Raw genomic sequence first — 26,847 nt, forward strand, 5'->3', positions numbered from 1 at the left:
CATCAATGTATGCATCTGTTATCGTGGGTCCGTGAATGATTTGCTGACACTGCCCTGGCAGCGCATCGACGACTCCGCTCCGATCGCCGTTCGGATGGCCGCGGCGACCGCCCGGGAGATCATCGAAGGCCGACACGAACCCGGCGACCTCCTGATCGAGTCCGACCTCGCCGCCGCGCACAACGCCAGTCGCACCCCCGCCCGGGAAGCGATGCTCCAGCTCGAACGCTGGCGCCTCGTCCGCCTCGTCCCCAAGAAGGGCGCGCTCGTGACCACCGTGACGGGCAAGGAGCGCCGCGACCTGCTCGCCGTGCGCTCGATGTTCGAGATCGACGCCGTCGAGACACTGTCCGACAGCGGCGACCTCACCGCTCTGGCCGCCGATCTGCGCACCCTGCTCGGCGAGCAGAGGAAGGCCCTTGACGCAGGCGATCCGCTCGGCTTCGCCAGCGCCGACTACGCCTTCCACGCCCGCCTGATCCGCAGCGGCGACAACGCCATCGTCACCGAGATGCTCACCACCATGGGCCCGCGCCTGGCCCGCCTGACCTTCCAGGTCGCCATCGACGCGCCGCACACCCTCGACACGCTCCTGACCGAGCACGAAACTCTCACCGACCGCGCCGAGTCGGGCGACGCAGAAGGCTTCGCCCGACTAGTCCGCGCCCACATCGAAGGCTCCCACTTCCCGCAGTCCCGCTGAGGAGGACCATGACCGCTTACCCCTCGACCTCCACGACCGTCACCGCCGCCGAGGCAGTCCCCACCGGGGACAGGAATACCCGCGCCGAGGCGGCCCCCGCCACGGACGTCGAAACGCAGGTTCCGAACCCTGCCCGGTCCCACCTCGGCGAGGTGGATCCCGATCGTGGGCCGGAACGGCCACGGCGGGCGCGGGCGTGGCTGATGGTGGCCCCGGCGATGTTCCTGCTCGCATGGGGCGGCAATCATTTCACGCCCCTCGTCCACATGTATGAAGAGGACGGAGGCTACGCCATCTGGCAGGCGAACCTGCTGCTGGGCATGTACGTGGGCGGACTCATTCCGGGACTGTTGGTCGCCTCGGCGCTGTCGGATCGGCATGGACGCAAACCTGTCCTCATCGCCGGATCGCTCGCCGCGATCGCCGGCAGTCTCGGGCTCGGGATCGGTTTCGATCTGTTCTGGCTGCTCTGCCTGGGTCGGGTGCTCGCGGGGATCGGCGTCGGGGTGGCGATGTCGGTGGGCACGAGCTGGATCAAGGAGCTCTCGGCCCCGCCGTTCGATCACCAGGCCGGAATCACCGCTGGTGCCCGGCGTCCTTCACTGACGCTGACTTTGGGGTTTGCCATGGGCGCGGCGGTCACCGGGTGCCTGGCCCAATGGGGACCGGTGCCCGAAGTCGTGCCCTACGCCGTGCACGGAGTGCTCAATATCGCCGCACTGATCCTGGTGATCTTCGCGCCGGAATCGATGCCTCGCGACCAACGGGCAGCAGGCCATTGGTGGCACGGTCTGCGCGTTCCGCTCGTCGCGCATCGGACGTTCCTGCGACCGATCGTTCCGGCCGCGCCCTGGGTGTTCGGTGCCGCCGGGGTCGCCTATGCCGTGATGCCGGCGATCGTGCAGGGAGAGCTGGGGGAGTGGACGACGATGTATGCCACGGTGCTCACCGTCGTCACGCTCGGAGCCGGTGCGCTGGTGCAGAACATCGTGCCGTGGATCAATCGGCTGACCGGCGGGCGGGCGCTCGTCGTCGGACTGGCGCTGATGACCGTGGGAATGGGGCTCGGGGCGGTGGCCGCACTTCTGGCGGACCCGATCCTCGCGTTCATCGTGGCGATCGTGCTCGGTGTCGCCTACGGAATCTGTGTGGTCTCGGGGCTCATCATCGTCCAGGCCATCGCCTCACCGCAGGAGCTCGCCGGCATCACCGGGGTCTACTATTCGCTGGCGTACTCCGGGTTCCTGCTGCCCACCGTGCTCGCCGCCCTGCTACCCGTACTGTCATACACGGTGTCCTTGGCGGCCGTGGCCGTCATCTGCCTAGTCTGCCTCTCAGCAGTCGCCATATCCACCGAACACCCCTAATTGCTACCTGACGGCGGCCCAGCAACCTGGCGCCAGGTTGCTGGGCCGCCGTCAGGTAGTTCTGAGAGGGGGTGCAGGTGCGAACCGAGACACCTACCATGAGAACAACCGTCGCCTACCGATAGGGATCGACCATATGCCCGGCAAGACAAATCACCAGTCCCCAGCCGTCAACGCGTTCATCGACATCATGGGCCCGCGCCACGTCCTCACCTCCGCGCGAGCGACCGCATCGTACGCCAAGGGCAACCGCTTCGGCGGCGGCAATGTGCTGGCCGTGCTGCGACCGGGCAGCCTCGTCGACATGTGGCGGGCACTGCAGGTCTGCGTCGACAATGACCTCATCGTCATTCCGCAGTCGGCCAACACCGGCCTGACCGGCGGCTCCGGCCCCGGTGCGCAGGACTACGACCGTCCGATCGTCATCATCTCCACCCTGCGGATCAACGAGATCTATCTCATCAACGACGCCCGCGAAGCGATCTGCCTGGCCGGATCCACTCTCTACGAACTCGACGAGGCGCTCGCCCCGTTCCACCGCGAACCGCACTCGGTCATCGGCTCATCCTCGATCGGCGCCTCCGTCATCGGCGGCATCGCCAACAACTCCGGCGGCTCCCAGATCCGCAAGGGTCCGGCGTTCACGAAGCACGCGATCTTCGCCCGCGTCAACGAGGAGGGGCGACTCGAGCTCGTCAACCACCTCGGCGTGGAGCTCGGCGACGACCCCGCCCACATCCTCGACAAACTCCAGCGCGGAGACTGGGACCCTGCCGGGGTCACGCCCGCCCCGGAGGACACGACGGAGACCGAGTATGGGGAACAGGTCCGCAGGATCGTCGACTCCCCGGCCCGGTTCAACGCGAACTCCGACTACCTGTACGAGGCGTCCGGTTCGGCCGGGAAGCTCATGGTCTTCGCCGTGCGCACCCGCACCTTCCCGAAGGAAGAAGGAGCGACCACGTTCTACGTCGGCACGAATTCTCCGGCCGAGCTCGAAGAGCTGCGACGGGCGATCCTCACCTCGGACATGCCGCTGCCGATCTCGGGCGAATACATGGGCCGGCCCTCGTTCGACCTCGCCGAGAAGTACGGCAAAGACACGTTCGTCTCGGTCAAGCACGCCGGCAGCCGCGAGCAGATCAAGCTGTTCGCGCTGAAGAACTGGGCCAACGGCGTGTTCGCGAAGCTGCCGTTCTTCGGCGAGACCGTCGCCGACACGATCGCGCAGAACGCGTTCGGTCTGCTCCCGCAGCAGCTGCCCACGCGGATGCTCGAGTACCGCGACCGCTTCGAGCATCACCTTCTTCTCGTCGTCAGTGCCGAGGAGAAGAACCGGATGGGTGCGTTCCTTGACGACTTCTTCGCCGAGGCGGCCCACCAGGGTGACTATTTCGTGTGCAGCGCCGATGAGGCTCAGTCCGCGATGCTGCATCGTTTCGGTGCCGCGAGTGCGGCGACTCGGTATTTCAACCTCAACCGTGAGGACTCCTCGGACATGATCACCTTCGACGTGGCGTTGCGCCGCGACGATGAGGACTGGCTCGAGGTGCTGCCCGACGAGATCGCCGACCAGCTGCACATCAGCTCCTACTACGGACATTTCTTCTGCCACGTCTTCCACCAGGACCATGTGGCGAAGAAGGGCGTCGATACGGTGGCGCTGAAGCAGCAGATGACCGAACTGCTCGAGGCCCGGGGTGCGGCCGTGCCCGCCGAGCACAACTTTGGCAGACTCTACCCCGTGCCGCCGGAGATGGAAGCGCACTTCAAGGACCTCGACCCGCACAACGTCTTCAACGCCGGAGTCGGCGAGACGTCGGCGAAGAAGGACTGGGCGTGAGCCTGGAACCTCCGGGCGGGGCATTGCAGCACAGTGGAGCGTCGATTACCCATCCCGCAGTCCGCAGCGACCCGGGCCATACGCAACGCCCCACACCGCTAGCGGCACAACACCCCGTTGCAGAGGGGTGACGTGCCGCTAACGGTGATGGATGCGTGACTAACGGTGAGCTGACGCGCCGCCGGTGACTGATGTCGTCGGTCTCAGGCTGGTACCCGCAGCCGACCTGGCGACCTCTGACGCGGCGAAATCAGTCCTCGTCTTCGATCTCTGCGACAGCGGCCGCCTCGGCGCGAGCCTGCTTTATCTTGCGAACACGCGAGATCGTCATCAGGGTAAGCGTCACGATGAATCCGACGGCCGCACCCAGCACAATGCTGTACGCGCTTACTGAGGCCCCGAGCGTTGTTGCTCCCATCCCGGCATCGATGATCGGGTACCCTTCGCTCATGTGGAAGACGACTGCGCCGACCCAGGCGATAGCGAATACGGCACCCACGATGTTGCCGATGATCAGCCGCCTGGGCGAGACGCGGGCCATAGCCATCGAGAAGTCCACATTCTCACGATCGCAGTATGCCGAAATGACGACGCTCGTGACCATGGAGCCGAGGACGATGAGCGCGCTCCACATTTCGGCGCCGAGGATGGCGAAGATGAGCCCGAGAGCGAAGAACACATACGTGGAGACAACAGCTCCCAGAGTGTAGGCGCGCAGGATCACGTCGCGCTCACGTTCGTCGCCCATCGAGGGATCATTGAAACCGGCGATCCGGTCGGCGAGTTCGTTGGTGTGCTTCTTCTTGTCGCTCGTGCTGTTCATGACGATTCCTCCTGGAGTGAGAAGATCTCTTCGACTGTCGTGTCCAAGGCTCGGGCGATGCGCAGTGCCAGATAGACGCTGGGGGCGTAGTCGCCGCGCTCGGTCGCGATGATCGTCTGCCGCGATACGCCGGTGAGCTGGGCCAACTGAGCCTGCGTCAGCCCCGCCTCCTTGCGAACCTGCTTGAGGTCCGAGGTCTGAACTTCCATACCGTTCCTTGATGTCAACTTCTCTTTACATCTAAAAGTAAAGCATGTTTGACATGAGTATGTCAATGATCTTTGACATCGCCGAGGCGGCCCCGTCGTCCCGTGGCCCCGCGGGGTCGCGTTTGGGCCGCTGGTGCTGGGCTGAGCGATCGCGCCGCCATCCCTTCCGCGCATAAACGTCCCACAAACGCGAAAACACCCCGCCGCAACGGGGTGTTTTCGCGCTATGGGTGACGGATGCGCAACCAGCGGTGCGAAGAGAAGCTAGCGCGAGGGCGTGACACCAAGGGTGACGGATGCTTGCCGAGGCGCGCGAGACAGTGCTCTCCGAGATGCTCGCCGAAGCCGACGCTCGAGCGCTCGCGGAGGCGCCTGCGACGGTGCTTGCGCCAGCGCGACTTCCGCCCCGCCGCCGACCTAAGCCTCCACAACTCGCTCGCGCCGCCGGCCCTTCTCCAGCCGGGCTTCGTGACTCGACCGCGAAGGGTTTAGCAGCTTGAGCAGCGACAGCGCGATGATCGCTCCCAGCACTGCGCAGCCGGCGGGCAGCAGCATCGCGGTCTTCGCATCGAAGGCGTCGATGATGTTGCCGGCGACGGCCGATCCGAAGGCGACGCCGAAGCCCAGCGAGGTGCCCAACCAGGCGAATGCCTCGGTGAGCCTGCGCGGGGGAGCGAGCTGCTCGATGACGGAGTTCGCGCCGATGAGGCTCGGTGCGATCGCGGATCCGACGACGATGAGGATGATGCCGTAGGTGATCATCGAGTTGGCCAGCAGCATCAGGCATGCGCCCACGGCCAGAGCGGACACGGCCACGCCGAAGCGGTGATGGACGGCGGCCTGCCAGTTGCGGGCCCCGTACAGCGCGCCGGAGATGAGCGATCCCAGCGCCAGGCACGACAGCAGCACACCGGCAGAGGACTTCACGCCGAGTTCGTCGGCGAAGGCGACGGCGATGACGTCGATGGCACCGAAGTTCACGCCGAGGAAGATGTTGACGATGATGATCGCGAAGATGCCCGGGTTCGAGAACACGTGGCCCTTCGCCTCGGTGGTCCGCTCCACCGGTGGGGGTTCGGTCGACTTCTGGATGTAGAGCAGCAACGAGCCGACGCCGACGGTGATCATCGAGAGGATGATTCCGGCCGGCGGCCACACAGCGGTGGCGAGCACCGTGGCCAGAACCGGCCCGGAGACGAACATCAGCTCATCGGCGACCGATTCCCACGAGAACGCGGTCTGCAGCTTCTTCGGGGTGTCGACGATATGCGCCCAACGTGAGCGCACGAGCGAACCGACGGAGCCGACGGTGGCGCCGCCGATGCCGGCGAAGACGAAGACGAATCCCGTCCACCATTCCTCGTACACGGAGACGATGAGCAGCGCCAACGCGATGAGGTGGGTGATGACGATGGGCACCATGACCTTCGCCTGGCCGAGGCGGTCGACGAGGCGAGCGATTCCGGGGCCCGCAAGCGCCTGGACGATCATGTAGACGGCGGAGACGATGCCCGCCATGCCGTACGACCCGGTCACGCCCTGGATGAAGAGGACGATACCCAGCCCCAGAACTGCGATGGGCATCCGGGCGACGAGACCGGCCAAGGAGAACTTGAGAGCACCGGGAAGCGACAGAATTTCCCGATAGTTATTGAACACCAGGAAAGTCTACCGAGCGCCCTCAGCGACAGCCAGACGAATTCTGCGTTATTACTGGTGAGTCCCCTCACCTCAACGTCGGAGGTCATCGGTGGGTAACGAACCGGTATCAGTCCTAGCCCACCCGCTCGATACCGGGGACCACTGCGTCTGACAAGGCAGAACACCTCGCCGAGGCGGCCCTGCCCTCCCGTCCGTCCCCGCGGTGCGGTAGGGGGTGCGTCGCGTGGCTGAGAAATGGGTCACCTCGGTCGCTATACAATGAGCGGGATTGCCCAATGACCCCGGCGCCCGGCGCCGACCGCTCAAACCCCGGAGTGCCGATGACGGACAACACCACCTTCGACGATCTCTTCGACCACCAGAATGAGGAACAGCAGCGCCCGCGCAAGAAGAAACGCGTCTGGCGCAAGGTCCTTGTCGCACTGCTGATCATCGTCATCCTCGGCGTGCTCGGCATCGGGCTCTACGTCTGGAGCGTCGGCCGGTCGTTCGACAAGAACGCGAATCAGCTCAGCGATGAGCAGGTCTTCGGCAAGTCCGGCGGCGGCAAGGACGGCGACGGCACGAACATCCTGCTGCTGGGCTCGGACGAGTCGATGAAAGATGTCGACGTCAACGATTCGCGCGGCCTGCGCTCGGACACGATCATGGTCATGCACCTGCCCGAGGACGGCGGCAACGTCCAGATCATGTCGATCCCGCGCGACACCTACGTCGACATCGAGGGCCACGGAAAGTCGAAGATCAACGCGGCCCTGTCCTACGGTGGTCTGCCGCTGGCGGTGTCGACGGTCTCGGACTTCATCGGCACCGACCTCGATCACGTGGCGATCATCGATTTCGAGGGATTCAAGGCACTGACCGACAGCCTCGGCGGGGTGACCGTGAATTCCGAGCAGGCGTTCGAGAAGAACGGCTACACGTTCACCAAGGGCGAGAACGTCCTCAACGGTGACGAAGCGCTGACCTTCGTGCGTGAGCGCAAGCAGTTCCAGGACGGCGACTTCCAGCGTGCGCGCAATCAGCAGGCGTTCATCCGCGGGCTGACGAACGAGATGATCTCGGCCGACACCCTGTCGAACCCGAAGAAGATCCAGGACATGGTCAAGAACTTCGCGCCGTACATGTACGTCGATTCGGGCCTGGACGCGAAGTACATCTCTTCGACCGCGTTCAACATGCGCGACGTCCGCCCCGGTGACATCGAGTTCTTCACCGCTCCTGTCGCCGGCATCGGCACCTCCCCGGACGGTCAGTCGATCGTCAACGTCGACGAGGATGAGCTGAAGAAGGTCCGCGACGCGTTCAAGAACGACACCGTGGCCGACTACGTGCAGAACGCCCCGGAGGCCCACTTGTAGAACCTCGCCGAGGCGGCTCGTCCCCGGGCTACCCTCGCCGAGGCGGCTCACCGCAGCCGCAAACGTGGCGGCCCAGCTCCGGTGAGTCACACACCCCGAGCCCCGCTCCAGGAATTTCCTGGAGCGGGGCTCAGCGCATCTGGGGTGATAGCGACTCTCATCGGTCGCTCGTATCGGCACGTGATCTGCCGGGCCGGAGCTTCAGCTTCAGCCGTCGAAGTCGACCCTGTACACAGCGTGGGGTGCTGCACCCCATTCGTCCTGGTCGCCGATGGCTTGGTTGGAGACACCGAGCGTCATCTTCTCGCCTGTCTCTGTATTCCGGTAGGTGATGTACGTTGTTCCTGCGGCGCCTTCTGCCCCGGAGTTCCTCCAATGAGTCCCGTCTTCATTGCCGTGGTCTGCCAGCTTCTTCGTGACTTCGTCGCTGGCAAACGCTTCGACGCGTTCGGTGTTGTCCTGGCCCCAGGCGATGACGAGTTCATCTGCATACTTGCCGGCTTCGATCGGATAGTAGATGGACTGCGTGTCGACGTCTGTGGCGGCCGACTGAGCCGATGAGTTGGCTGCGCCGGAGTCGGCGGCCATGGCTGGTCCTGTTGCGAGTCCGAGGCCGGCGAGTCCGGCGACGGTGGCGATTCCCAGGGCTGCTGCGCGGTTGCGAATGGTGGACTTCATTGTGTCGATCCTTTCGTCGTGTTGTCCGCTGCGACGTGTTTGTCGCTATTAGGCGGCATGTCATTGACGGGGATCAGTATTTCGACCAGGGCTGAAGACGCGACAACGGTCGCTGAGAGTCGACTTAGAACCGGTCACAGCGTGAAGTCAGGAATATTGCAGTCTTGCGACAGGCGTTTTCAAACGGTGGTGAATTCCAGGCAAACGGCAATATTTCCCGCCTGTACGACCTGGCAGAACAGTAAGCTGACGGCACGTCCGCGCGTTCTGTCTGGAAACCGCCGGGGAACGCGTTCTACGACAATTCCGACTGTGCGGCGATATCCGATCGTGACCCGCTGGGGGCTTACAAAATGAACACAAGTCCGCGCGGGATCAAACAGAAGTCCGCGCAGGGGCGTGAAGCTGCGATCAACGGCTGCACCCGCACCGGCCCGCATGTGAACGCGGACTAGCCGTGGGCTTACTCCAGCACTCCGTCGACGAGAGTGCGGGCATCGTGCTGGACCTGGAGCAGATGGTTCTCATCGCGCAGCGATTCGGCGTAGATCTTGTAGACGTCCTCCGTGCCCGACGGTCGCACGGCGAACCATGCGTTGTCCGTGGTGACCTTGAGCCCGCCGATGGGCGCGTTGTTGCCCGACGCCGAGGTGAGCACCTCCTTCACGGGTTCACCGCCGACGGTCTTTGCACTCACCTGGGAGGCGTCCAGGGACCCCAGCCGTTCCTTCTGTGCGCACGTCGCCGGAGCATCCTGACGCGCGTAGGAGCTGGTGCCGTGATTCGCAGCCAGCCCTGCGTAGCGCTGCGAGGGAGACTGCCCGGTCTTCGCTGTCATCTCGGCAGCGAGCAGGGCGAGGATGATGCCGTCCTTGTCCGTCGACCACACCTTGCCGTCCCTCCGCAGGAACGATGCGCCGGCCGATTCCTCGCCGCCGAAGGCCAACGTCGAATCGAGCAGGCCGGGAACGAACCATTTGAAGCCGACGGGCACCTCGAAGAGGGTGCGATTATGCGCGGCGACGATGCGATCGACGATCGACGAGGTGACCAGAGTCTTGCCGATCGCGGCGCCCTTCGGCCAGTCGGTGCGGGAGTCGAGCAGGTAATCGATGGCCGCTGCCAGATAGTGATTCGGATTCATCAGGCCGGCATCGGGAGTGACGATGCCGTGACGATCGGCATCGGCGTCGTTGCCGGTGGCGATGTCGAAGTCGTTGCGTGAGGCGATGAGGCCGGCCATCGCATAGGGGGAGGAGCAGTCCATGCGGATGTTCTCGTCCCAATCCAGTGTCATGAACGACCAGGTGGGGTCGACGTCCGGATGGACGACGTCGAGGTAGAGGTCGTAGTCCTCTGCGATCGCCGCCCAGTAGTCGACGCTGGCTCCGCCGAGCGGATCGGCGCCGATCTTCAGCCCGGAGCTGCGAATGACGTCGAGGTCGATGACCGACTCTAGGTCGTCGACATAGTTAGAGACGTAGTCGAAGTTCTCGGTGTTCTCCAGGTGGAACGCCCGCTGGAATGGGGTGCGCGGGATCTTCTCCCACCCCTCGGCCAGATACTGGTTCGCGCGTTCGGCGATCCATGTCGTCGTCTCGGTTCCGGCGGGCCCGCCGTGCGGCGGGTTGTACTTGATGCCGCCGTCGGCGGGCGGATTGTGGCTGGGAGTGACGATGATGCCGTCTGCCTGCGCATCCTCGCGCGACTTCCCGGCATTGAAGCCGAGGATCGCGTGGGAGACGGCAGGGGTCGGGGTGAAGCCGTCGCGTTCGTCGATGAGCGCCGGGACCTCGGCTGCGGCGAGCACCTCGAGGACGGTGAGGAAGGCGGGCTCACTCAGTGCGTGAGTGTCACGGCCGAGGAAGATCGGCCCACGGATGCCTTTGTCTCGGCGGAAGTCGACGATCGCCGCGGTGATGGCCGCGATGTGCGCCTCGTTGAAGGAGCGGTTGAAGCTCGAACCGCGGTGGCCGGAGGTCCCGAAGCTCACTGCTTGCGAAGGCACCGAGGGGTCGGGAACCAAGTCGTGATAGGAGTCGAGAAGGGCAGGGATGTCAACGAGATCCTTGTCCTGGGCCAACTGGCCGGCGCGTGTTGTCATTCTTCTACCTAACCAAATGACAGCGGTTGCGCACAGTTGTGTCCACGGAGTTCTTGCATCGTGGACTTCGACGGCTCCTCGGCGCGAGTATTAGCGGCCTCGCTCGCCCGGCTGACGTCTCAGTCAGGCGGCTCCACGGAGTCGTCTTCCTCTTCCTTCGTGTCTCCACCGCTGATATCTCGGTCTTTGTCTGGGGAGGAGGACCCCTCGGCTTTGGCCTGGGCGTCTTCGGGATCCCGATCGATCGGAACATCGTGCTCAGCCGCGATTCGCTCAAGCCTCTCTTCGGGAGTCTTGGAACTGCCTTCGGCGTCGGTATCCGCGCCGACTCCGACAGCAGTGCTCGCGATGTTCTGCTCGTCTTCGGTCTGTTCTTCTGCTGAGTTCTCCGGCAGGTTCTTCTTCTCGTCACTCATGACTTCGCTCCTTTCGGAGTTGAACACGCTCTCGCCGTTCGGCGGAGGAATGGAGATCACCAGATGTGCCTCAGTGATCCATGGTGCCGACGGTAGACCCATCGTGGCATGCGGGCAAGGGGGTTCAAACTGACGGTCAGGGACCTGTGCAAGGTGAGCGCCCTGAGATACAGTGAAATCATTCCGCGGACAGGCTCCGAGCGGCCCGTCCCACGGCAACCCCCAAAGATTGGGACGAGGACCAAAGATGATCGGGCCCGACCAGGAAACGGTCAGACAGCGAGCTTTCACCGGGGACCTGCCTGCCGACCGCTTCATCGACGCGACCCTGGCCGACATCCACGCACGCTACGGCGGACTCGACGACGGTGAGATCGCCGACTACATCCCGATCCTCGGCGAGGCGGATCCCCGATGGTTCGGACTCAGCCTCATCGAATCGGCTGGGACCGTGCACGAAGCCGGAGACGTCGATATCGAGTTCTCCATCCAATCCATTTCCAAGGCCTTCGTCTTCGCGCTCGTCTGTCAGGCCCGCAGCTCGGAACTCGTCCACGAACGCGTCGGCGTCAACAACACGGGACTCGCTTTCAACTCGGTGATGGCGATCGAACTCAACGACGGCAAACCGTTGAACTCGATGGTCAACGCCGGCGCCATCGCCACGACCGCACTCATGCCCGGGGCCACCTCGGCGGAGAAATGGGAGAGCATCCGCTCCGGGCTCTCCCGCTTCGCCGGGCGGCCGCTGCGCCTCGACGGTCGGGTGTACGAATCGGAGATGAAGACGAATCAGCGCAACAAGGCCCTGGCTCGTCTGCTCGAGAGCTACGGGCGGATCATCACGGATCCGCTCGACACCGTCGACATCTACACCCGGCAGTGCTCGCTGCTGGTCACTGCGCATGACCTCGCGGTGATGGGTGCGACCCTCGCGGACGGTGGGATCAATCCGCTGACCGGTCGGCAGGTCGTCTCCGCCGAGGTGGCCCGTGACACGCTCGCGCTGCTCGCCTCGTGCGGAATGTATGAGAACAGCGGCGAATGGCTCTTCGAGATCGGACTGCCTGCCAAATCCGGTGTCTCCGGAGGCATCGTCGCCATCGCGCCCGGCAAGGGCGCTCTGGGCACCTTTTCGCCGAGGTTGGACTCCGCGGGCAACAGCGTGCGCGGTCAACGCGCGTGCTTCCATATCTCCCGGGTGCTGGGCATGAATCTCTTCGCATCGAACGCGGCCGTCGAACGCACACGGAAAGGACAATGATGAGCGCTGAGACCACACCGAACGACGTCGCCGAGGAGCGCCGGTCCTGGGCGCCGATGATCGGGCTCTTCCTCGCCCAGGTCCTCATGTCGTTCAACGTCGCCGCACTGCCGATCTCGCTCGGCGGAATGGTCGAGGACTTCGGCGTGCCGCCCACGGTCGCCTCGTCGACGATCGTCGTCTACGGCCTTGCCGTCGCCGCGTTCGTGATGACCGGCGCGAAGCTGGGGCAGCGCATCGGGTGGGTGCTCATCTTCCGCGTCGTCCTCGTCGTCTTCGCGGCATCCTCGCTGCTCATGATCTTCTCTCGCACCGTCGCTTGGGTCATCACCGGTCAGCTCCTCGCCGGGGCCGCCGCAGCGATCATCGTGCCCGCCCTGGTCGCGCTCATCGCGGAGAACTATCGCGGCGCACAGCAGGCAGCAGCGGTCGGATCCCTCGGTTCGGCGCGCGCTTTCTCCGGTATGAGCGCCTTCCTCATCGGCGGCACCCTGGGCACGCTGGTGGGGTGGCGGCCGATCTTCTTCATCACTCTGGGACTGGCCGTCATCGTCTTCGCGTTGACGTTCACCCTGAAGTCGGACAAAGGCGATGCTTCGATTCGGATCGACCTCGTCGCCTCGGCGCTCATCGGTGCTGCGGTCGTGCTGCTGACGTTGGGGTTCAACAACCTCAATGGCTGGGGGATCATCCGCGCCGAGGATGGGGCACCGTTCTCGATCGCCGGGCTGTCACCGGCGCCGGTGTTCATCGTCGTCGGCATCGTCCTCGGGCAGCTGTTCTTCGTCTGGACGAAGCGGCGGAAGGCGGCAGGCAAGGTGCCGCTCGTCGACATCAGCGTGCTCGGGCGTCCCAGCGAACGGGCAGCGGTCTATGCGATGTTCGTCATCGTGGCCATGGAGGCGGCGGTGAACTTCACCGTGCCCACCTACATTCAGGTCGTGCAGGGGCGCACCCCTTTCGACACCTCGTTGGCGATGCTGCCGTTCAACCTCACGGTCTTCGTCACTGCGACTCTCATCGTCCGCTTCTACAAGCGCTACTCTCCTCGCACCATTGCGCTCTTCTCCTTCGGATTGACGACGGCGGCACTCGTCTGGCTGGCGTTCGTCGTGACGAACAACTGGGAGACTCTGCCGACGATTCTCGGCCTCATCGTCTTCGGCATCGGGCAGGGTGCGCTGGTGACGCTGGTGTTCAATGTGTTGGTCACTGCCGCGCCGAAGCATCTGGCCGGTGATGTCGGTTCGATTCGGGGCACCGCGCAGAATCTTGCGTCGGCCGTCGGCACGGCGGTGATGGGAGCGTTGCTGGTCACGGTGCTTTCGGCCGGTCTGGCATCGGCCGCCGATGACCATCCCGACCTGCCTCCGGAACTCGTCGAGCAGGTCGACCTCGACAATGCGAACTTCGTGAGCAACGACGAACTGCGGGACGTCCTCGCGGGGACGACGGCGACACCGGAGCAGGTCGAGCACGCCGTCGAGCTGAATTCTCAGCAGCGACTGCGCACGCTCAAGCTCGGCTTCCTCATCCTCGCCGGCATCAGCCTGATCGCAGCAGTGCCGGCCTCCCGCCTGCCGAAGTACCGACCCGATGAGATCCCCGACCCCGCCGAGGCGGGTGCTGCCTCCGGTTCGGGTACGGAGCCTTCAAAGAACTGAGGTCAGAACTCTTCGAGATCAACCCCGAAAAAAGGTACATCCCCTCTGCTTGGCCGATAATCCAGTTTGACCAACAGTCGCTGGTGAAAGCCTGCATCCGCTGAATTCCGTCGGACGACAGTCAACGCATAGTTGTCGGTTGCCACTGCAGAAAAGACGAAGTTGAGAAGTGGATGCGGAACGTATCCCAGCGGAGTGCCGTTGTGACTGACTCTGAGAGCCAATTCGGACTCCGGGTTGGACGGTTCACGATCCAGTTCCAGGGAGACGTCAGGATACAACCTGTCGAGAGCATTGCGACTCGTCGCGTCAAGGTGCCGGACACCATGTACGAAGAAGGTGACCGAGTGCCAGCCACTTCCAACTGGAGAAGGGAACGGCAGCAGTTCGAGGTGATCGTTGATCCGGCTTCCTCCCGAACGAGCGAGGATCTCAAAGGGGTCGGCAGACTCTTCGAGATTCAAGTACGACAGCGCTCGGAACCGGTCTGGGCGTTCAGACGATATGACTCGCTCAGCAAAGAACGGAAACAGGTGTGCTGAATTGACGCCGCCTTCGCACTTCGGCAATCCGGGCAGTTCGCGGAAGAAAGGTTTCCGGACAAAGGAGCTGAGGTAAGAAAAATGAAAAGAGGAATCGTGAAGCAACGACAGAATGCCGGTTGACTCGTAGAGGTTCCTCGGTGGCAGTTTCTGAGTGACGAGAAGTCTGCGCGCGAACGCACTGCTGTGCGGAGAGTGTGCCTCCGCAATCAGTTCGGTAGGGCGCATTGGAGAATCCTTCGTCTGTTCTCTTCTACTATCGCAGTCATCAATGTAGCGCGAGCATCTGACACGGCATCTATATCGTGACAGATATCAGCTACTTTGTTCGTTCGCCGGCGCACGACACGTAGCCTTCGATGCCGAGCAAGACCAAGTCTCCGGAACGGATAGTGTGGTCAGCGCGAATCACATTGCGCGAGATGATTCCTGGAACGCCATTGCGAGTGGCCAAACGGACAGGTGCTGTCGGGACACGCAGTAGCTGGGCAATTTCGTGGACGACAGCCTCGGCAACATCGTCGTGACGACGGTAAGTCCTGCCGTCGTGAAGCCTTCCTGTCTTCACGCTCTTGAACAGCCATGCCACCTCAGGGGTTCCTGGTGAAGCCGAACCGATGTCTGGCGTGATCCAGACCTTGGGATCCGCACCCATGGCTTCCTCGGCTACTACAGTCCAGTCGGAGACATCGATACGTTCCATTGTGGGCGGCCGTATTCAGGCGGGCTATCTCAGCTAGCCAGAAACCTCACTTCACCCAGGGCTCTTCGCCGGTCTCGGAGACGATGGACTTGCCGTTGTCCAGGTTCCACGAACCCATGCCGCCGTCGACGTTGAAAGCGTCGAAGCCGTTCTGGTTGAGCCAGGCCACGGCTCGGTTCGAGCGTCCGCCGGTGCGGCAGATGACATACATGTCGTCATCGAGAGGGAGGTCGTCCAGGCGTGTGGGCAGTTCGCCCAGCGGTACATGGATCGCTCCTTCGATGTGCCCGGCGTCCCATTCGTCATCCTCACGGACGTCGATGATGGCGGCCCCTTCGGGTATGTCGTTGACGGTGACGGTCGTTTCTTCATCCATGTCTTCAGTGTAGGCACGCACGTCGGGTGCTCGCACCCGGCTGATGGGTCTGTATCTGCACACGCCGGTGATCGTGTGCGCCGGTGACCGCAGCCGCGCGCGTAGTCCGAACGGCTCCGTCATCCGAAGCCGAGTGCGTGGTCCCAAGGGGGCTGTTGCCGACAGGAGAGCCGTGTGAAAATGACCGTGTAGTCGTTGACGCGGCAGCCGACCACGGCCCGCCAGTACGAGTCACGGCCCGCGCCAGGGACTGCAGCGCCAGGAACCGTCTGCGAAGGGAAATGGTCATGAACAACAGAGACAAGAGCGACGAGTCGCCGGCCGAGGAGAAGGCCCGTGACATCGCATCAACACTGGACGAAGCGACGGAGCCGCTGGGCGGCACCTCGGACATGGAATCTCACGCCGAAGTCGGATACACCGAGAAGAACGTTGAGGAACGTGCCCAGAACACCGCAGCGGAAGAAGGTGTGACTCTGCACCGCAATCCCGATGGCTCGCACACGGCGATCGACGAATCGAAGGCCGCCGAGGTGACCCCGAGCTCCGGCTCCAAAGATTCCGGAGTCGCAAGCAGCACAGCTGCCGGCGGTGCTCCCTCCAGCACGGCACCGGGTGCCGGCGCCGCAGTCGGAAGCACGACCGGTGCCGGTGATGACCCGCACAGGAACTCCGGGGCCTCCGTCGCTCCAGGTATGGGTGCTTCGGTCGGCACCACGTCCGAGCCCGGAGACATCTACAGCGCGCCAGGGATGGGCAACGCGGTCGGCAGCACGACGGAAGGTGGCGCCGCGAGCACGGCCGCCGCCGCTTCCGCCACCGGCAGCACCTCCGCCAGGAATTCTTCGGCCAGTGACCATGAGTCCGCCACCGACGACACGGAAGCCGGCCAGGTATCCGCCGCGGGTGATGGGCAGAAGCCCGCAGGAGAGGCGGCGACAGACGAGCTCGACCAGGCCGACGTCGTCAAGATCCTGCGCGGCGGTGATTCTGTCATGCTCGCGACCGCGCTCGCCGACGGCAAGATCCTCGCTCACCCTATGGCACCCCAGGAGGTCACCGAGGATGCCGACGTCTGGTTCTTCCTCGCCCTCGACGGCGACCAGGCGAAGGCGCTGCAGACGAACCCCGAGGTCAATATCAGCCTCGCTGAGGCGGGCAACTGGCTGTCGGTGGCCGGGCGCGTGAAGTTCGTCGACGACAAGGCCAAGGTCGATGAACTGTGGTCGGACTCCGCCAAGGCGTGGTTCGATGACCGCCGGGACCCGAACCTCGGACTCATCAAGGTCGTCACACACTCCGCACAGCACTGGGGCCTGCCCGGTGGCAAGGCATGGGGCCTGTTCCGCATGGTCAAGTCCAAGATCACCGGAGACCGCCCGTCCGGCGGCACGCAGACCACGGAGCTCTGAGCAGGTGAGTCATCTGAACGCATGGGGCGAGCAGCCGGGGTGCCTGTACGGTTTATTGGATCAGCCACTCACGTAACTGTGGAGCGGGCCCGCCGAAGAGACTATGCTCTCTTTCAGGCGGGCCCGGTGCGGGGCCGCGCGATGTCGCGCAAGATCACCCGGCATCATGTTCTGCTGAAGGGACCCACCATGTCGTTCCAGGCCTACCTCGACACCATCGAAGACAAGACCGGACTCACTCCTCGCCAGTTCATCGACCTGGCCAAGGGCAAGGGGTTCGACGACGACTCGGTCAAGGCCGGAGCCATCCTCGAGTGGCTCAAAATCGACTATGGACTTGGTCGCGGGCACGGCATGGCCCTCGTCCACGTCATCAAGAAGGGCCCGCAGATCGACGCCAAACACGTCGGCACCGGCGGCACACACAACGATGAATCAGACATGCTCTGGCTCGACGGCAAAGCGAGCAGACCGGCATGATCACCGTCATGCAGCGCTCCGACCTGCTGCTGCCCGGATCGCCGACGGCCAAGTTCATCGGTGCCGAGCACGGTGCCGACGTCTCGTTCTTCTGGGTCGACACCGGACCGGGAAAGGGCCCCGATCTGCACTGGCATCCCTACACAGAGACATGGATCGTCCTGTCGGGGCAGGTGCGCATCGACGCAGATGGCGAAACCGTCACTGCCGAGGCTGGCGCCGTCGTTACCGTCGGAGCCGAAACGGTCCATCGTTTCCGCAACATCGGTGCCGAGAATCTCAAAATGGTGTGCGTCCATGCCTCACCCGAAATCATCCAGGATTTCGTCACCGAGGGCTGATCAGGTCGGCTTCACACCCGCACCTCCCACCCGGCCGCCTCGGCGAGGCATAGCATGGAGACATGAGCAAGCGGATCGTCATCATCGGCGCGGGACTGGCCGGCACGACCGCGGCGCGGGAGCTGAACGCGCGCGGTCAGGCCGTCACCGTCATCGACCCCCAGGCCGGCGAAACGTGTGAGCGGCCGCCGCTGTCGAAGCATCTCTTCGATGGCTCCCGCCACCACCTGCCGTATCACCTCGAATCGACCGAGCACATCACCTTCGTCCGTGACCGGGCAGAAGAGATCTCCCTCGCCGAGGCGGCCGCGGAGTCCCGCTACACCGCCGAGACCCAGCGACACCCCCATCCGCTGGCGAACCACCACGCCACCGCCGGCACCATCCAACTGGCCTCAGGGGAGTTTATCGACTTCACCCACTGCATCCTCGCCACCGGGATGGAGGCGAACCGCCCCGAAGTCCCCGCCTACCCGGACGCCCTGCCGGTGTATGACCTCGGCGACGCCGAATGGATCCTCGAGCGTGTGAACGACGCGACAGAGGCCCTCAACGTCGGGGTGCTGGGCTCCGGTTATCTCGGAATGGAAGTGGCCACCTCGGCGGTGGCGGCCGGACACCGCGCCACGGTCTACCTGCGCGGGGGCGAACCCCTGCGCAAGCAGCTCTCCGCTCCCGTGCGGCAGGCTCTATTCGACAAGCACAAGGCCGCCGGAGTCGAGTTCGTCACCCACACCGCGAGCCCGGACGACATCCCGGCCGATGTTCACGATCTATTCATCACTAGCGTCGGAGCCCGCCCTCGGCTGATCCCGATCGACGGCCACCGCCCCGCTCATGCGTGGGATGTGGATGAGAGTTTGGCAACATCCCATCCGGGTGTCTTCGCCGCCGGTGACTGTGCCATCGTCACCGCCGGACCCTATGCACTCGACCACCCATGGGCCTGTGAACCGGTGGCCGAAAGCCACGGAAGATTCCTCGCTGAGCTCCTCAGTGAAGGGCAGAAAACGGGTTCGATCGATGGTGTGAGCGACCCCGAATCCGCTTCAGGTGCAGGATCGGAAGACGGTCCCAAAGTCTGGTCCGACGTCCCCTGGCATTGGAGCTTCCAAGGCCCGGAGAAGGTGTTCACAGCGGGCCTGACGAGCCCCGACGCCGACGACACGATCACCCGACACGACCCCAGCGGAGCGAAGTTCCAGGTCTTCCACTTCGACGGATCCGACCCGGAGTCGGCGCTCATCGGCGTCGAGACGTTCAACTGGCCGCCGATGCAGGCGGCCGCCCGACGGGTACTCGGTGGTAACAATATTCCGACGAGAGCCCAGATCGCGGACCCCGACTTCGACTTCAAGGCTCACAGCCGACTGTGAGTCTGCGCTAGTCTCATCCCGTAGACTCTTTCTGTTCTATCCCCAGTCGCCGACGAGAGAATTTTCTGTTCATGGATATGGCCAGGCTTGCTGCCGAGCACGGACTCGAGAGAGTGGGTGGACGGCCGTCTCTGCCCCAGTACGTCAAACAGCTTCTCAACCGAAGCGACTTCACGTACACGCTTGCGAAGTACCGGATGCAGTCCGAGAACGAGCGCAATCGCCTCGGCATGGCCTGGGTGCTGCTGCGTCCATCATTCTCGGCTCTGATCTACGGCACGGTCTTCGGCGTCATCATGCAGGGAGCGACTGCTCGACCGCCGGACTTCGCGCCCTTCGTCGTCATCGGCGTCTTCATCCTCGAGTTCTTCAACACCTCGATGAACGGCGGTGCGAAGTCAATCATCTCGAATGCCTCGCTCGTCCAATCGCTGCCGTTCCCGCGCATCGTTCTGCCCATTGCCAAGGTGTTCCAGAACCTGCTCGACTTCATCCCCACCCTCCTCTTCATGGCGCTCATCGTCATCATCTTCGGCGCGCGTCCTGATTGGGACTGGTTCCTCTTCATCCCATTGGTCTTCCTGTTCTGGGTCTTCAACCAGGGTGTGGCGTTCATCTTCGCCCGCGCAACGGTTCACTTCCGAGACCTGTCGCAGGTCACCCCATTCATCTCCCGAATGATCTTCTACACCTCGGGCGTCTTCTTCGACCTCAAGGTCATGGTCGACAAGATCGACCCGTCCCTGCAGCCCTTCGCCGATTGGCAGCCGATCAACAATGTGCTGTCCATCGCTCGCGGCATCCTCATGAAGGACGGGGTCGTTCCCTACGACTACTTCTGGCACCTGGCCATCTGGGCGTTCGGCATCTTCATCATCGGCTTCGTGTTCTTCTGGCAGGCCGAGGAAAGGTTTGGTCGTGATGAGTGACGAGAATTCGTTCGACACCGGCAGCCTCCCCGAGGTGACCCGGAACAACCCGCCCGTCGTCGTCTGCGACAACGTCCACGTCCGCTACAAGACCCTGGCCACGGGCAAGAAGCTCAAACTGGGCAGCAAAGATGTGATGACGAGAAAGCGGGAACTGAGGGAGGTCCACGCCCTCAAAGGCATCAGCTTCGTCGCCCACAAGAACGAATCCATCGGCATCATCGGCAGCAACGGCTCGGGTAAGTCCACGCTCATGCGGTCGATCACCGGGCTGACTCCGACCTCCGAGGGCGCGATCTATGCGACGTCACGGCCGAACCTCCTCGGCGTCGGTGCCGCTCTGATCCCGGATCTCTCCGGTGCTCGCAACATCATCCTCGGTTCTCTGGCTCTGGGGCTCACCCGCGACGAAATCGATGCGAAGTTCGACGACATCGTCGAGTTCACCGGGCTTGAGGACTTCATCGACCTGCCGATGCGCACGTACTCCTCGGGTATGTCCCAGCGACTGAAGTTCGCAATCGCGACCTCGGTGCAACACGAGATCCTCATCGTCGACGAGGCGCTCAACGTCGGTGACAAGAAGTTCCGTGACCGTTCCGAAGGCCGTATCCGCGCCATCCGTGAGAACGCCGGTACCGTCTTCCTCGTCTCGCACTCGATGCGCACCATCAAGGACACGTGCAACCGTGCACTGTGGATCGAGAAGGGCGAACTGCTCGCCGACGGTCCGGCGCTTGAAGTCATTCGGAAATACCAGGCCTTCACCAAGGCCGAGAAGGCGAAGGAAACCGAGGAAGAGCCGGGCTGAGGCACCGCACCCCCTAGCCGAGTCACGGTTCGCTCGGTAGATTCGACGTCATGGACAACAGTTCACCCGAGCCGATCGAGTCACGTCGCATCAGTGACCAGCCCGCGCTGCGCAGCTCGTCCGGCACCATCTGGATCGTGGCCGGAGGGATCTTCCTCGTCGTCATCGCGGGTGTGCTCACAGCGATCATCGTCTCCGGCACCACGGCGGTGCCCACAGCGATCACCACGATCGTGATAGCGGCAGTGCTCTACCTGATCCTGCTCATCGCCCGCTTCGCCTTTCGACTGGGCCGGGTGCGTCTGTGGGTCATGGCCGCAGCGATGATCGGCATGGCCGTTGCCTCGCTCGTCGGACTCGTCCTCTGCGTGGGCGCTGCCGCAAGCGGAGCCTGAGACCGCTCAGGCGAGGAGCACAGTGTGCTCGAGCGAATGTCGGCTCAATCGCTATCCGGCAGAGTCCGGCTGCAGATGCCCCTTGAGGTACTCACCAGTCACGCTGTTCGAGGCATCCGCGATCTGCTGCGGGGTTCCCGTCGCGATGATCTGCCCGCCGTCCTGACCTCCACCGGGGCCGAGGTCGATGATCCAATCGGCGTTGACGATCATGTCGAGGTCGTGTTCGATGACCAGGACCGTTCCGCCCTGGTCGAGAAGCTGTTGGAAGACGCGCACGAGCACACGCACATCCTCGGGGTGAAGGCCCACCGTCGGTTCGTCGAAGACGAAGAGCGTGTGCTGCTGTGACTTCCCGAGCTCGGTGGCGAGCTTGAGCCGCTGTGCCTCGCCGCCGGACAGTGCAGGGGTTGCCTCGTGGAGGGTGAGGTATCCGAGTCCCACATCGGCCAGTGCCCTCAGTCGGGCGTGGACTTTGCGCATCTCGGCGAGGTGGGGGAGCGCCTCGGCGACGGTCATCGCCAACAGTTCCGGCAGCGACAGCGGCTGGCCATCGGCGTCCGAGACACGGCGATACTCATCCGCATCCGGACTGTACCGGCGTCCTTCGCAGTCGGGGCAGGGGATGTCGACGTCGGGGAGGAACTGCACATCGAGGGTGATCTCGCCGGTGCCTTCGCATTTCGGGCACCGCAGCGAACCCGTGTTGTACGAGAAGTCCCCGGCCGTGAGCCCGGCGTCCTTGGCCGAATCGAGGCGGGCGTACGCACGTCGGAGGTCGTCGAGGACTCGGGAATACGTGGCCACGGTCGAGCGGACGTTGATGCCGATCGGGGTGGCGTCGACGACGTTGACTCGGTCGATCCCGTCGGCGTCGATGTCCCGCACATGAACGGGTCGCGAACGTTCATCGGCGGCTTTGAGCGCGGGGACGAGACTGTCGAGGACGAGGGTGGTCTTGCCTGATCCGGACACTCCCGTGACGACGGTCAGCCGCTGCCGCGGTATCTCCGCGTCGAGGGCGTGGACCGTGTGGATCGGTGCGGTGCGCAACCGGATCCGACCGTGATCGAAGGTCGCCGAGGCGGCCGCGGGGTTGCGTACGAGGGTTTCGGCGCGGACGGTGAGGTAGGGGCCGATGCGGGATTCGGGATGGTTGTCGAGGTCGGCGACAGTGCCGGTGGCGACGACCGTTCCGCCGTCGCGTCCGGACCCGGGACCGATCTCGATGAGATGGTCGGCTTCGCGGAGGACCAGCGGGTCGTGGTCGACCATGACGACGGAGTTGCCTTCGTTGAGGAGGTCGGTGATGACACCCTGAAGGCCCGTGATGTTCGAGGGGTGGAGACCGATCGAGGGTTCGTCGAGGACGTAGAGGACTCCGGTGGTCTCATTGCGCACGGCACGGGAGAGCTGGACGCGTTGGCGTTCACCGGTCGACAGGGACGAACCGGCCCGGTCGAGGGCGAGGTACCCGAGTCCGAGGTCGAGCAGCCGACGGGCCATACCGAGCAGTGCGTCCACCAATGATCGGGCCATGGACTGCATCGATGAGGGAAGGTCGGCCGGAACGTCCGCGGCCCATTCGACGAGTTCGTCGAGGGTCATTGCGGTCGCCTCGGCGAGGCCGAGTTCACCGATGTGCGGTGCACGAGCGGCGGGGGAGAGGCGGGTGCCCTCGCAGTCGGGGCAGACCTGCTCGGAGAGGAACCGGCTGACCCGGGCGAACCGTTTCTCGTTGTCTGCCCGTTTGAGTTCTTCGGTCACCGTCAGGCGGGCGTTGCGGAAGGTGAAGTCGAGGTCGTGGAGCCCCTTCTTCGAGGTGACCGTGATGTGCTTCTTCTCTTCAGGGCCCGCGAAGACGATCTCGCGTTCCCAGTCCTTGAGGTCGCGCCAGGGCACATCGGTGCGGACTCCGAATTCGCGGGCGATCTGCGGTTGGACGTTGAAACCGAACATCTGCCAGGGGATGACGGTGCCGTCGTCGATCGACAGGTCGGGGTCGCGGATGAGGGAGACGTCGTCGACTTCTCTGATGGTGCCGATGCCTTCGCAGCGCGGGCATGCTCCACCGGAATTGAAGGCGAGCTCCTCGGCGCCGGGTGCGTGGACGGTCTCACCGCATTCGGGGCAGTCGAACGGCTCCTCGGCAGCAACGTTGAGAGTCGGTTCCTGCCGGTCTCCGTTCGGGCAGAGGTGGGAGGCCAGCCGAGAGAACATCAGGCGGATGACGTTGAGCAGCTCGGTCGAGGTGCCGAAAGTTGAGCGGACCCCGGGGACTCCGGGTCGTTGCCGCAGAGCAAGGGTGGCGGGGATGTGGCGGACGGTGTCGACGTCGGCGCGGGCGGCTTGAGCCATGCGTCGACGGGTGTACGTCGACAAAGCTTCGATATAGCGGCGGGAGCCTTCGGCGTAGAGGACTCCCATGGCCAGCGAGGATTTGCCCGAACCGGAGACGCCGGCGATGGCGACGAGGGTATTCAGCGGGACGTCGACTTCGATGCCCTGCAGGTTGTGCACGCGGGCGCCGCGCACCTCGACCGCTGTGGCAGGGGCAGTGTTCCGGGCTTCGGTCGACATATCGTGATCGTAACAACAGGCACTGACGTGACTCGTCACCTGCTGAGACTGCCTTTGCGGCCGGATACGACGGGACTACAATCGTCTCGCTGACGAGAACAGGGGCATACTTGTCAGATCAGAGACTCCGACCAGGTCTGTGAATAAGCAACATCCGCCCCGGGTGACGAGCAACGGTGCCTGCATCCTGCAAGCCCACGATCCACCACCGGCTTCGCCAACCACGGCATCCGGGCACCTACAAGAAGAGGCACACGATGACTGAGACACCCGTCGAGTCCCGCGAAGACAAGTCGCGGGCCCGCAAGGCCGTAGTTGCGGCCGGACTGGGCAACGCCCTCGAATGGTATGACATCATCCTGTTCGGGTTCATGGCCACCTCGATCACCGCGGTCTTCTACCCGGGCGAGGGCCTGTCCGCGCAGCTGATGACCTGGGCGACTTTCGCCATCACCTTCGTCGTCCGTCCCCTGGGCGCGATCATCATCGGTCGCTACTCGGACAAGCACGGCCGCAAATCGGCGCTGTCGCTGACGATCGGTCTGATGACCCTCGGTGTGTTCATCATCGTCATCCTGCCCGGCGAAGCGACCATCGGCATCTGGGGCGCGATCGGCCTCATCATCGCCCGCATCATCCAGGGCATCTCCGCCGGCGGCGAATTCGGGTCGGCCACAGCCTTCCTCACCGAGAACGCCAAGCGCGGCAAGGCCTACTACGCCTCTTTCCAGACCGCGACTCAGGGCATCTCGATGTTCCTGGCCGCCGGAATCTCGTGGATCCTCAGCTCGGCACTGAGCGAAGAGGCCCTGCACTCCTGGGGCTGGCGCGTGGCCTTCGCCCTCGGCCTGCTCATCGGACCCGTCGGCTGGTACATCCGCTCGAAGATGGATGACACCCCTGAGTTCAAGGCCGCCGAGAAGACCGACAACCCGCTGCGCGTCCTCCTCAGTGAGAACTTCGGTCGCCTGTTCTCCGCGTTCCTCATCATCGCGATGGCCACGATCTCGGTCTACCTCATCACCTTCCTGCCGCAGTTCGCCGTCACCAACCTCGGCCTCGACGCGTGGGCATCGTTCCCCGGCGCCGTCGTCGCCGGTGTCATCACCCTCATCGGCGCCCCGTTCGCCGGCCGCCTGGCCGACCGAGTAGGCCCGACGACCGTGATGATCCCGACGACCATCGTCGGCATCATCGTCGCCTGGCCGATGTTCATCCTCCTGACCGCGAACCCCTCGATTCCCGTCCTCACCCTGTGCGAGGCGATCGTCGGCCTGTTCATGGTCTTCTACTTCGGCCCGATGCCGGCCCTGCTGTCCGAACTGTTCCCCGTCAAGGTGCGCAGCTCCGGCATGACCATCGCCTACAGCTTCGGCGTCGCGATCTTCGGCGGCTTCGCCCCGCTCATCCTCACCGCCCTGCTCGGCGCGACTGGTCTGCTGACCGTGCCCGGCTTCTACTACGCGGGGCTGTCGCTGCTCTCCCTCATCGGCGTGATCATGGCCCGGAAGCTCTACAGCCAGCGCTGACCGCACCGCAGACCCGAACAGACCCGACCCCACGATTGTGCGGAGTCGGGTCTGTTCGCGTGTTCTCGCCGGCTTATCGGCCTTCACCCGCAGGAATCCATGTGCTCGACGGGGTTTCCTCACCTCGTTCAAGCCGGCCCGCGAATTTGGGTGCGTGTGCCTCGCGATAAGCGAGCTTGGCCTTGAACGACGGTATGCGGAAGGGAAGGAATGCCCTCGCCGAGGCGGCTCAGCCCAACCGGTGAACCGTCCGTCCCATTCGTCGTGCTGACGTCGCAACCGCGGGTTCGAAGTGCGGGCGTTCACCCGCCGACCGGCACCTCGACACCAGCCTCCTCGGCCTTCCGCACCTTCGCTGCCGCACGCTCGATGCGCACGACATGGGCGAGGAGTGCGAACCACACAAGAGCCAGGCCGGCGAGCGTCAGCCACACAGTCGACGAACCGAGGCCGAAGGCGAGCAGGATCGTGCGGACGTTCGTGAGGATGATGATTCCGCCCGCGGCGACCGCAAACACCTTGGCCGGCAGCAGCTTCACCAGCCACGCGGCAAACGGTGCGGCGATGACACCGCCGACGAGAAGTGCAGCCACGATCTGCCATTCGATGCCCTGCGATCCGAGCGCGATGAGGAATCCGAGAGAACCGCCGACCGCGACGATGAACTCGCTCGTGTCGATCGAGCCGACGACTTTGCGCGGCTCCAGGCGTCCCGATGACAGCAGCGTCGTCGTCCCGACCGGCCCCCAGCCGCCCCCGCCGATCGAGTCGAGTGTGCCGCCGATGAGCCCGACCGGGACGAGCATCTTCGCGCTCGGCCGTGACTTGAACGTCGGACGCGCACCGCCGAGTGCGAGGAAACGCCAGATGACGTAGATGCCGAGCGCCAGCAGGATTCCTGAGATCCATGGGGTCGCCGCTTCCCCGTCCAGACTGGCGAGGAACGTCGACCCTGCGATCGCCCCGACGAAGCCCGGGCCGGCCAGAATCGCGACGGTCCGCCAGTCGACATTGCCGAACTTGTGGTGCGAGATCCCCGACACCAACGTCGTCCCCAATTCAGAGAAGTGCACCGCCGCCGAGGCGGCCGCCGGTGCCGTACCCGCCGCGAGCAGCAGCGTGGTTGAGGTGACCCCATAGGCCATGCCCAGGGAACCGTCGATGAGCTGCGCGATGAGCCCGACTATTCCCAGGATGATGAGCTGACGCATGTGCTTTCCTTTCGTGGATGACGCGGAGGATGTGGAGGCGCAGAAGTTTGGTGAGGCGTCGAAGATGC

At 64.1% G+C, this 26,847-nt stretch carries 25 protein-coding genes; 14 read left to right on the forward strand and 11 right to left on the reverse strand.

What is annotated here, in order from left to right:
- Positions 1–31 precede the first annotated feature (31 nt).
- From AC3CD9_RS18880 to dld, 3 genes are all read left to right on the forward strand, one after another.
- Positions 32–703: a GntR family transcriptional regulator gene (locus AC3CD9_RS18880; RefSeq protein ID WP_167193705.1), complete on the forward strand. Its 672-nt coding sequence runs from the start codon at positions 32–34 to the stop codon at positions 701–703.
- A gap of 8 nt (positions 704–711) precedes the next feature.
- Positions 712–2,070 carry an MFS transporter gene (locus AC3CD9_RS18885; RefSeq protein WP_488365538.1) on the forward strand — a complete coding sequence of 453 codons (1,359 nt, stop codon included), beginning with the start codon at positions 712–714 and terminating at the stop codon, positions 2,068–2,070.
- Between the two features lie 136 nt (positions 2,071–2,206).
- Positions 2,207–3,913, forward strand: coding sequence for a D-lactate dehydrogenase (dld, locus tag AC3CD9_RS18890; RefSeq protein ID WP_488365539.1), 1,707 nt, complete (start codon positions 2,207–2,209; stop codon positions 3,911–3,913).
- Between the two features lie 250 nt (positions 3,914–4,163).
- Here the strand turns inward: dld and AC3CD9_RS18895 are convergent, their stop codons facing one another.
- From AC3CD9_RS18895 to AC3CD9_RS18905, 3 genes are all read right to left on the reverse strand, one after another.
- Positions 4,164–4,736, reverse strand: a complete 573-nt coding sequence (locus AC3CD9_RS18895; RefSeq protein WP_488365540.1) for a hypothetical protein — start codon at positions 4,734–4,736, stop codon at positions 4,164–4,166.
- Positions 4,733–4,945, reverse strand: coding sequence for a helix-turn-helix transcriptional regulator (locus tag AC3CD9_RS18900; protein ID WP_488365541.1), 213 nt, complete (start codon positions 4,943–4,945; stop codon positions 4,733–4,735). The genes AC3CD9_RS18895 and AC3CD9_RS18900 overlap by 4 nt, the downstream gene beginning before the upstream one ends.
- Before the next feature lie 417 nt (positions 4,946–5,362).
- Positions 5,363–6,604 carry an MFS transporter gene (locus tag AC3CD9_RS18905; protein WP_488365542.1) on the reverse strand — a complete coding sequence of 414 codons (1,242 nt, stop codon included), beginning with the start codon at positions 6,602–6,604 and terminating at the stop codon, positions 5,363–5,365.
- Between the two features lie 323 nt (positions 6,605–6,927).
- On the opposite strand from AC3CD9_RS18905, the gene AC3CD9_RS18910 reads away from it, so the two are divergent.
- Positions 6,928–7,968 carry an LCP family protein gene (locus AC3CD9_RS18910; RefSeq protein ID WP_488365543.1) on the forward strand — a complete coding sequence of 347 codons (1,041 nt, stop codon included), beginning with the start codon at positions 6,928–6,930 and terminating at the stop codon, positions 7,966–7,968.
- Positions 7,969–8,175: 207 nt separating this feature from the next.
- On the opposite strand, the gene AC3CD9_RS18915 is transcribed toward AC3CD9_RS18910, so the two are convergent.
- The 3 genes from AC3CD9_RS18915 to AC3CD9_RS18925 all read right to left on the reverse strand — a co-directional run bounded on the left by AC3CD9_RS18915 (position 8,176) and on the right by AC3CD9_RS18925 (position 11,166).
- On the reverse strand, positions 8,176–8,646 hold the full coding sequence (locus AC3CD9_RS18915; RefSeq protein ID WP_488365544.1) for a hypothetical protein: 471 nt from the start codon (positions 8,644–8,646) through the stop codon (positions 8,176–8,178).
- Positions 8,647–9,109: 463 nt separating this feature from the next.
- Positions 9,110–10,750 (reverse strand): phosphoglucomutase (alpha-D-glucose-1,6-bisphosphate-dependent), encoded by a 1,641-nt coding sequence (gene pgm / locus AC3CD9_RS18920; protein WP_488365545.1) that lies wholly within the window; start codon positions 10,748–10,750, stop codon positions 9,110–9,112.
- A 119-nt stretch (positions 10,751–10,869) separates the two neighbouring features.
- Entirely contained in the window at positions 10,870–11,166 is a 297-nt protein-coding gene (locus tag AC3CD9_RS18925; RefSeq protein ID WP_488365546.1) for a hypothetical protein, read from the reverse strand.
- A 247-nt stretch (positions 11,167–11,413) separates the two neighbouring features.
- Here AC3CD9_RS18925 and glsA point away from each other — a divergent pair, with 247 nt between their 5' ends.
- Both glsA and AC3CD9_RS18935 read left to right on the forward strand, forming a co-directional pair.
- Positions 11,414–12,430 (forward strand): glutaminase A, encoded by a 1,017-nt coding sequence (gene glsA, locus AC3CD9_RS18930; protein WP_488365547.1) that lies wholly within the window; start codon positions 11,414–11,416, stop codon positions 12,428–12,430.
- Positions 12,430–14,094, forward strand: coding sequence for an MFS transporter (locus AC3CD9_RS18935; protein ID WP_488365548.1), 1,665 nt, complete (start codon positions 12,430–12,432; stop codon positions 14,092–14,094). Before glsA ends, AC3CD9_RS18935 begins: the two co-directional genes overlap by 1 nt.
- A gap of 2 nt (positions 14,095–14,096) precedes the next feature.
- Here the strand turns inward: AC3CD9_RS18935 and AC3CD9_RS18940 are convergent, their stop codons facing one another.
- The 3 genes from AC3CD9_RS18940 to AC3CD9_RS18950 form a co-directional block, all read right to left on the reverse strand.
- Positions 14,097–14,864, reverse strand: coding sequence for a hypothetical protein (locus AC3CD9_RS18940; protein WP_488365549.1), 768 nt, complete (start codon positions 14,862–14,864; stop codon positions 14,097–14,099).
- A gap of 91 nt (positions 14,865–14,955) precedes the next feature.
- Positions 14,956–15,339, reverse strand: coding sequence for a hypothetical protein (locus AC3CD9_RS18945; RefSeq protein ID WP_488365550.1), 384 nt, complete (start codon positions 15,337–15,339; stop codon positions 14,956–14,958).
- Positions 15,340–15,385: 46 nt separating this feature from the next.
- A complete protein-coding gene (locus AC3CD9_RS18950) occupies positions 15,386–15,715 on the reverse strand; it encodes a rhodanese-like domain-containing protein (RefSeq protein ID WP_488365551.1) in 330 nt (109 codons plus the stop codon).
- Between the two features lie 287 nt (positions 15,716–16,002).
- On the opposite strand from AC3CD9_RS18950, the gene AC3CD9_RS18955 reads away from it, so the two are divergent.
- The 7 genes from AC3CD9_RS18955 (at position 16,003) to AC3CD9_RS18985 (ending at position 21,459) form a co-directional block, all read left to right on the forward strand.
- Positions 16,003–17,127, forward strand: coding sequence for a pyridoxamine 5'-phosphate oxidase family protein (locus AC3CD9_RS18955; RefSeq protein ID WP_488365552.1), 1,125 nt, complete (start codon positions 16,003–16,005; stop codon positions 17,125–17,127).
- 189 nt (positions 17,128–17,316) lie between these two features.
- Positions 17,317–17,607, forward strand: a complete 291-nt coding sequence (locus tag AC3CD9_RS18960) for a DUF4287 domain-containing protein (protein ID WP_488367585.1) — start codon at positions 17,317–17,319, stop codon at positions 17,605–17,607.
- Positions 17,604–17,948, forward strand: coding sequence for a cupin domain-containing protein (locus tag AC3CD9_RS18965; RefSeq protein WP_488365553.1), 345 nt, complete (start codon positions 17,604–17,606; stop codon positions 17,946–17,948). The genes AC3CD9_RS18960 and AC3CD9_RS18965 overlap by 4 nt, the downstream gene beginning before the upstream one ends.
- A gap of 62 nt (positions 17,949–18,010) precedes the next feature.
- Complete coding sequence (locus AC3CD9_RS18970; protein ID WP_488365554.1) at positions 18,011–19,324, forward strand: FAD-dependent oxidoreductase; 1,314 nt, start codon at positions 18,011–18,013, stop codon at positions 19,322–19,324.
- A 71-nt stretch (positions 19,325–19,395) separates the two neighbouring features.
- A complete protein-coding gene (locus AC3CD9_RS18975) occupies positions 19,396–20,253 on the forward strand; it encodes an ABC transporter permease (RefSeq protein WP_092009006.1) in 858 nt (285 codons plus the stop codon).
- Positions 20,246–21,064 carry an ABC transporter ATP-binding protein gene (locus AC3CD9_RS18980; RefSeq protein WP_488365555.1) on the forward strand — a complete coding sequence of 273 codons (819 nt, stop codon included), beginning with the start codon at positions 20,246–20,248 and terminating at the stop codon, positions 21,062–21,064. Before AC3CD9_RS18975 ends, AC3CD9_RS18980 begins: the two co-directional genes overlap by 8 nt.
- A 50-nt stretch (positions 21,065–21,114) precedes the next feature.
- Complete coding sequence (locus tag AC3CD9_RS18985; RefSeq protein WP_488365556.1) at positions 21,115–21,459, forward strand: hypothetical protein; 345 nt, start codon at positions 21,115–21,117, stop codon at positions 21,457–21,459.
- Between the two features lie 51 nt (positions 21,460–21,510).
- Here the strand turns inward: AC3CD9_RS18985 and AC3CD9_RS18990 are convergent, their stop codons facing one another.
- Positions 21,511–24,039: an excinuclease ABC subunit UvrA gene (locus tag AC3CD9_RS18990; RefSeq protein WP_488365557.1), complete on the reverse strand. Its 2,529-nt coding sequence runs from the start codon at positions 24,037–24,039 to the stop codon at positions 21,511–21,513.
- Positions 24,040–24,296: 257 nt separating this feature from the next.
- Between AC3CD9_RS18990 and AC3CD9_RS18995 the strand changes: the two genes are divergently transcribed.
- Positions 24,297–25,568, forward strand: coding sequence for an MFS transporter (locus AC3CD9_RS18995; protein WP_488365558.1), 1,272 nt, complete (start codon positions 24,297–24,299; stop codon positions 25,566–25,568).
- Between the two features lie 302 nt (positions 25,569–25,870).
- Here the strand turns inward: AC3CD9_RS18995 and AC3CD9_RS19000 are convergent, their stop codons facing one another.
- Positions 25,871–26,779 carry a sulfite exporter TauE/SafE family protein gene (locus tag AC3CD9_RS19000; RefSeq protein ID WP_488365559.1) on the reverse strand — a complete coding sequence of 303 codons (909 nt, stop codon included), beginning with the start codon at positions 26,777–26,779 and terminating at the stop codon, positions 25,871–25,873.
- Positions 26,780–26,847: the final 68 nt, after the last annotated feature.

It is taken from the genome of Brevibacterium sp. MGP-B1 (assembly GCF_057766545.1).

What these genes read in the sequence shown, in the direction of transcription:
- AC3CD9_RS18885 (WP_488365538.1), top strand. Translation starts at nt 712, where the DNA reads ATGACCGCTTACCCCTCGACCTCCACGACCGTCACCGCCGCCGAGGCA.
- dld (WP_488365539.1), top strand. Translation starts at nt 2,207, where the DNA reads ATGCCCGGCAAGACAAATCACCAGTCCCCAGCCGTCAACGCGTTCATC.
- AC3CD9_RS18895 (WP_488365540.1), bottom strand. Translation starts at nt 4,736, where the DNA reads ATGAACAGCACGAGCGACAAGAAGAAGCACACCAACGAACTCGCCGAC.
- AC3CD9_RS18900 (WP_488365541.1), bottom strand. Translation starts at nt 4,945, where the DNA reads ATGGAAGTTCAGACCTCGGACCTCAAGCAGGTTCGCAAGGAGGCGGGG.
- AC3CD9_RS18910 (WP_488365543.1), top strand. Translation starts at nt 6,928, where the DNA reads ATGACGGACAACACCACCTTCGACGATCTCTTCGACCACCAGAATGAG.
- AC3CD9_RS18915 (WP_488365544.1), bottom strand. Translation starts at nt 8,646, where the DNA reads ATGAAGTCCACCATTCGCAACCGCGCAGCAGCCCTGGGAATCGCCACC.
- pgm (WP_488365545.1), bottom strand. Translation starts at nt 10,750, where the DNA reads ATGACAACACGCGCCGGCCAGTTGGCCCAGGACAAGGATCTCGTTGAC.
- AC3CD9_RS18925 (WP_488365546.1), bottom strand. Translation starts at nt 11,166, where the DNA reads ATGAGTGACGAGAAGAAGAACCTGCCGGAGAACTCAGCAGAAGAACAG.
- glsA (WP_488365547.1), top strand. Translation starts at nt 11,414, where the DNA reads ATGATCGGGCCCGACCAGGAAACGGTCAGACAGCGAGCTTTCACCGGG.
- AC3CD9_RS18935 (WP_488365548.1), top strand. Translation starts at nt 12,430, where the DNA reads ATGAGCGCTGAGACCACACCGAACGACGTCGCCGAGGAGCGCCGGTCC.
- AC3CD9_RS18940 (WP_488365549.1), bottom strand. Translation starts at nt 14,864, where the DNA reads ATGCGCCCTACCGAACTGATTGCGGAGGCACACTCTCCGCACAGCAGT.
- AC3CD9_RS18945 (WP_488365550.1), bottom strand. Translation starts at nt 15,339, where the DNA reads ATGGAACGTATCGATGTCTCCGACTGGACTGTAGTAGCCGAGGAAGCC.
- AC3CD9_RS18950 (WP_488365551.1), bottom strand. Translation starts at nt 15,715, where the DNA reads ATGGATGAAGAAACGACCGTCACCGTCAACGACATACCCGAAGGGGCC.
- AC3CD9_RS18955 (WP_488365552.1), top strand. Translation starts at nt 16,003, where the DNA reads ATGAACAACAGAGACAAGAGCGACGAGTCGCCGGCCGAGGAGAAGGCC.
- AC3CD9_RS18960 (WP_488367585.1), top strand. Translation starts at nt 17,317, where the DNA reads ATGTCGTTCCAGGCCTACCTCGACACCATCGAAGACAAGACCGGACTC.
- AC3CD9_RS18965 (WP_488365553.1), top strand. Translation starts at nt 17,604, where the DNA reads ATGATCACCGTCATGCAGCGCTCCGACCTGCTGCTGCCCGGATCGCCG.
- AC3CD9_RS18970 (WP_488365554.1), top strand. Translation starts at nt 18,011, where the DNA reads ATGAGCAAGCGGATCGTCATCATCGGCGCGGGACTGGCCGGCACGACC.
- AC3CD9_RS18975 (WP_092009006.1), top strand. Translation starts at nt 19,396, where the DNA reads ATGGATATGGCCAGGCTTGCTGCCGAGCACGGACTCGAGAGAGTGGGT.
- AC3CD9_RS18980 (WP_488365555.1), top strand. Translation starts at nt 20,246, where the DNA reads ATGAGTGACGAGAATTCGTTCGACACCGGCAGCCTCCCCGAGGTGACC.
- AC3CD9_RS18985 (WP_488365556.1), top strand. Translation starts at nt 21,115, where the DNA reads ATGGACAACAGTTCACCCGAGCCGATCGAGTCACGTCGCATCAGTGAC.
- AC3CD9_RS18990 (WP_488365557.1), bottom strand. Translation starts at nt 24,039, where the DNA reads ATGTCGACCGAAGCCCGGAACACTGCCCCTGCCACAGCGGTCGAGGTG.
- AC3CD9_RS18995 (WP_488365558.1), top strand. Translation starts at nt 24,297, where the DNA reads ATGACTGAGACACCCGTCGAGTCCCGCGAAGACAAGTCGCGGGCCCGC.
- AC3CD9_RS19000 (WP_488365559.1), bottom strand. Translation starts at nt 26,779, where the DNA reads ATGCGTCAGCTCATCATCCTGGGAATAGTCGGGCTCATCGCGCAGCTC.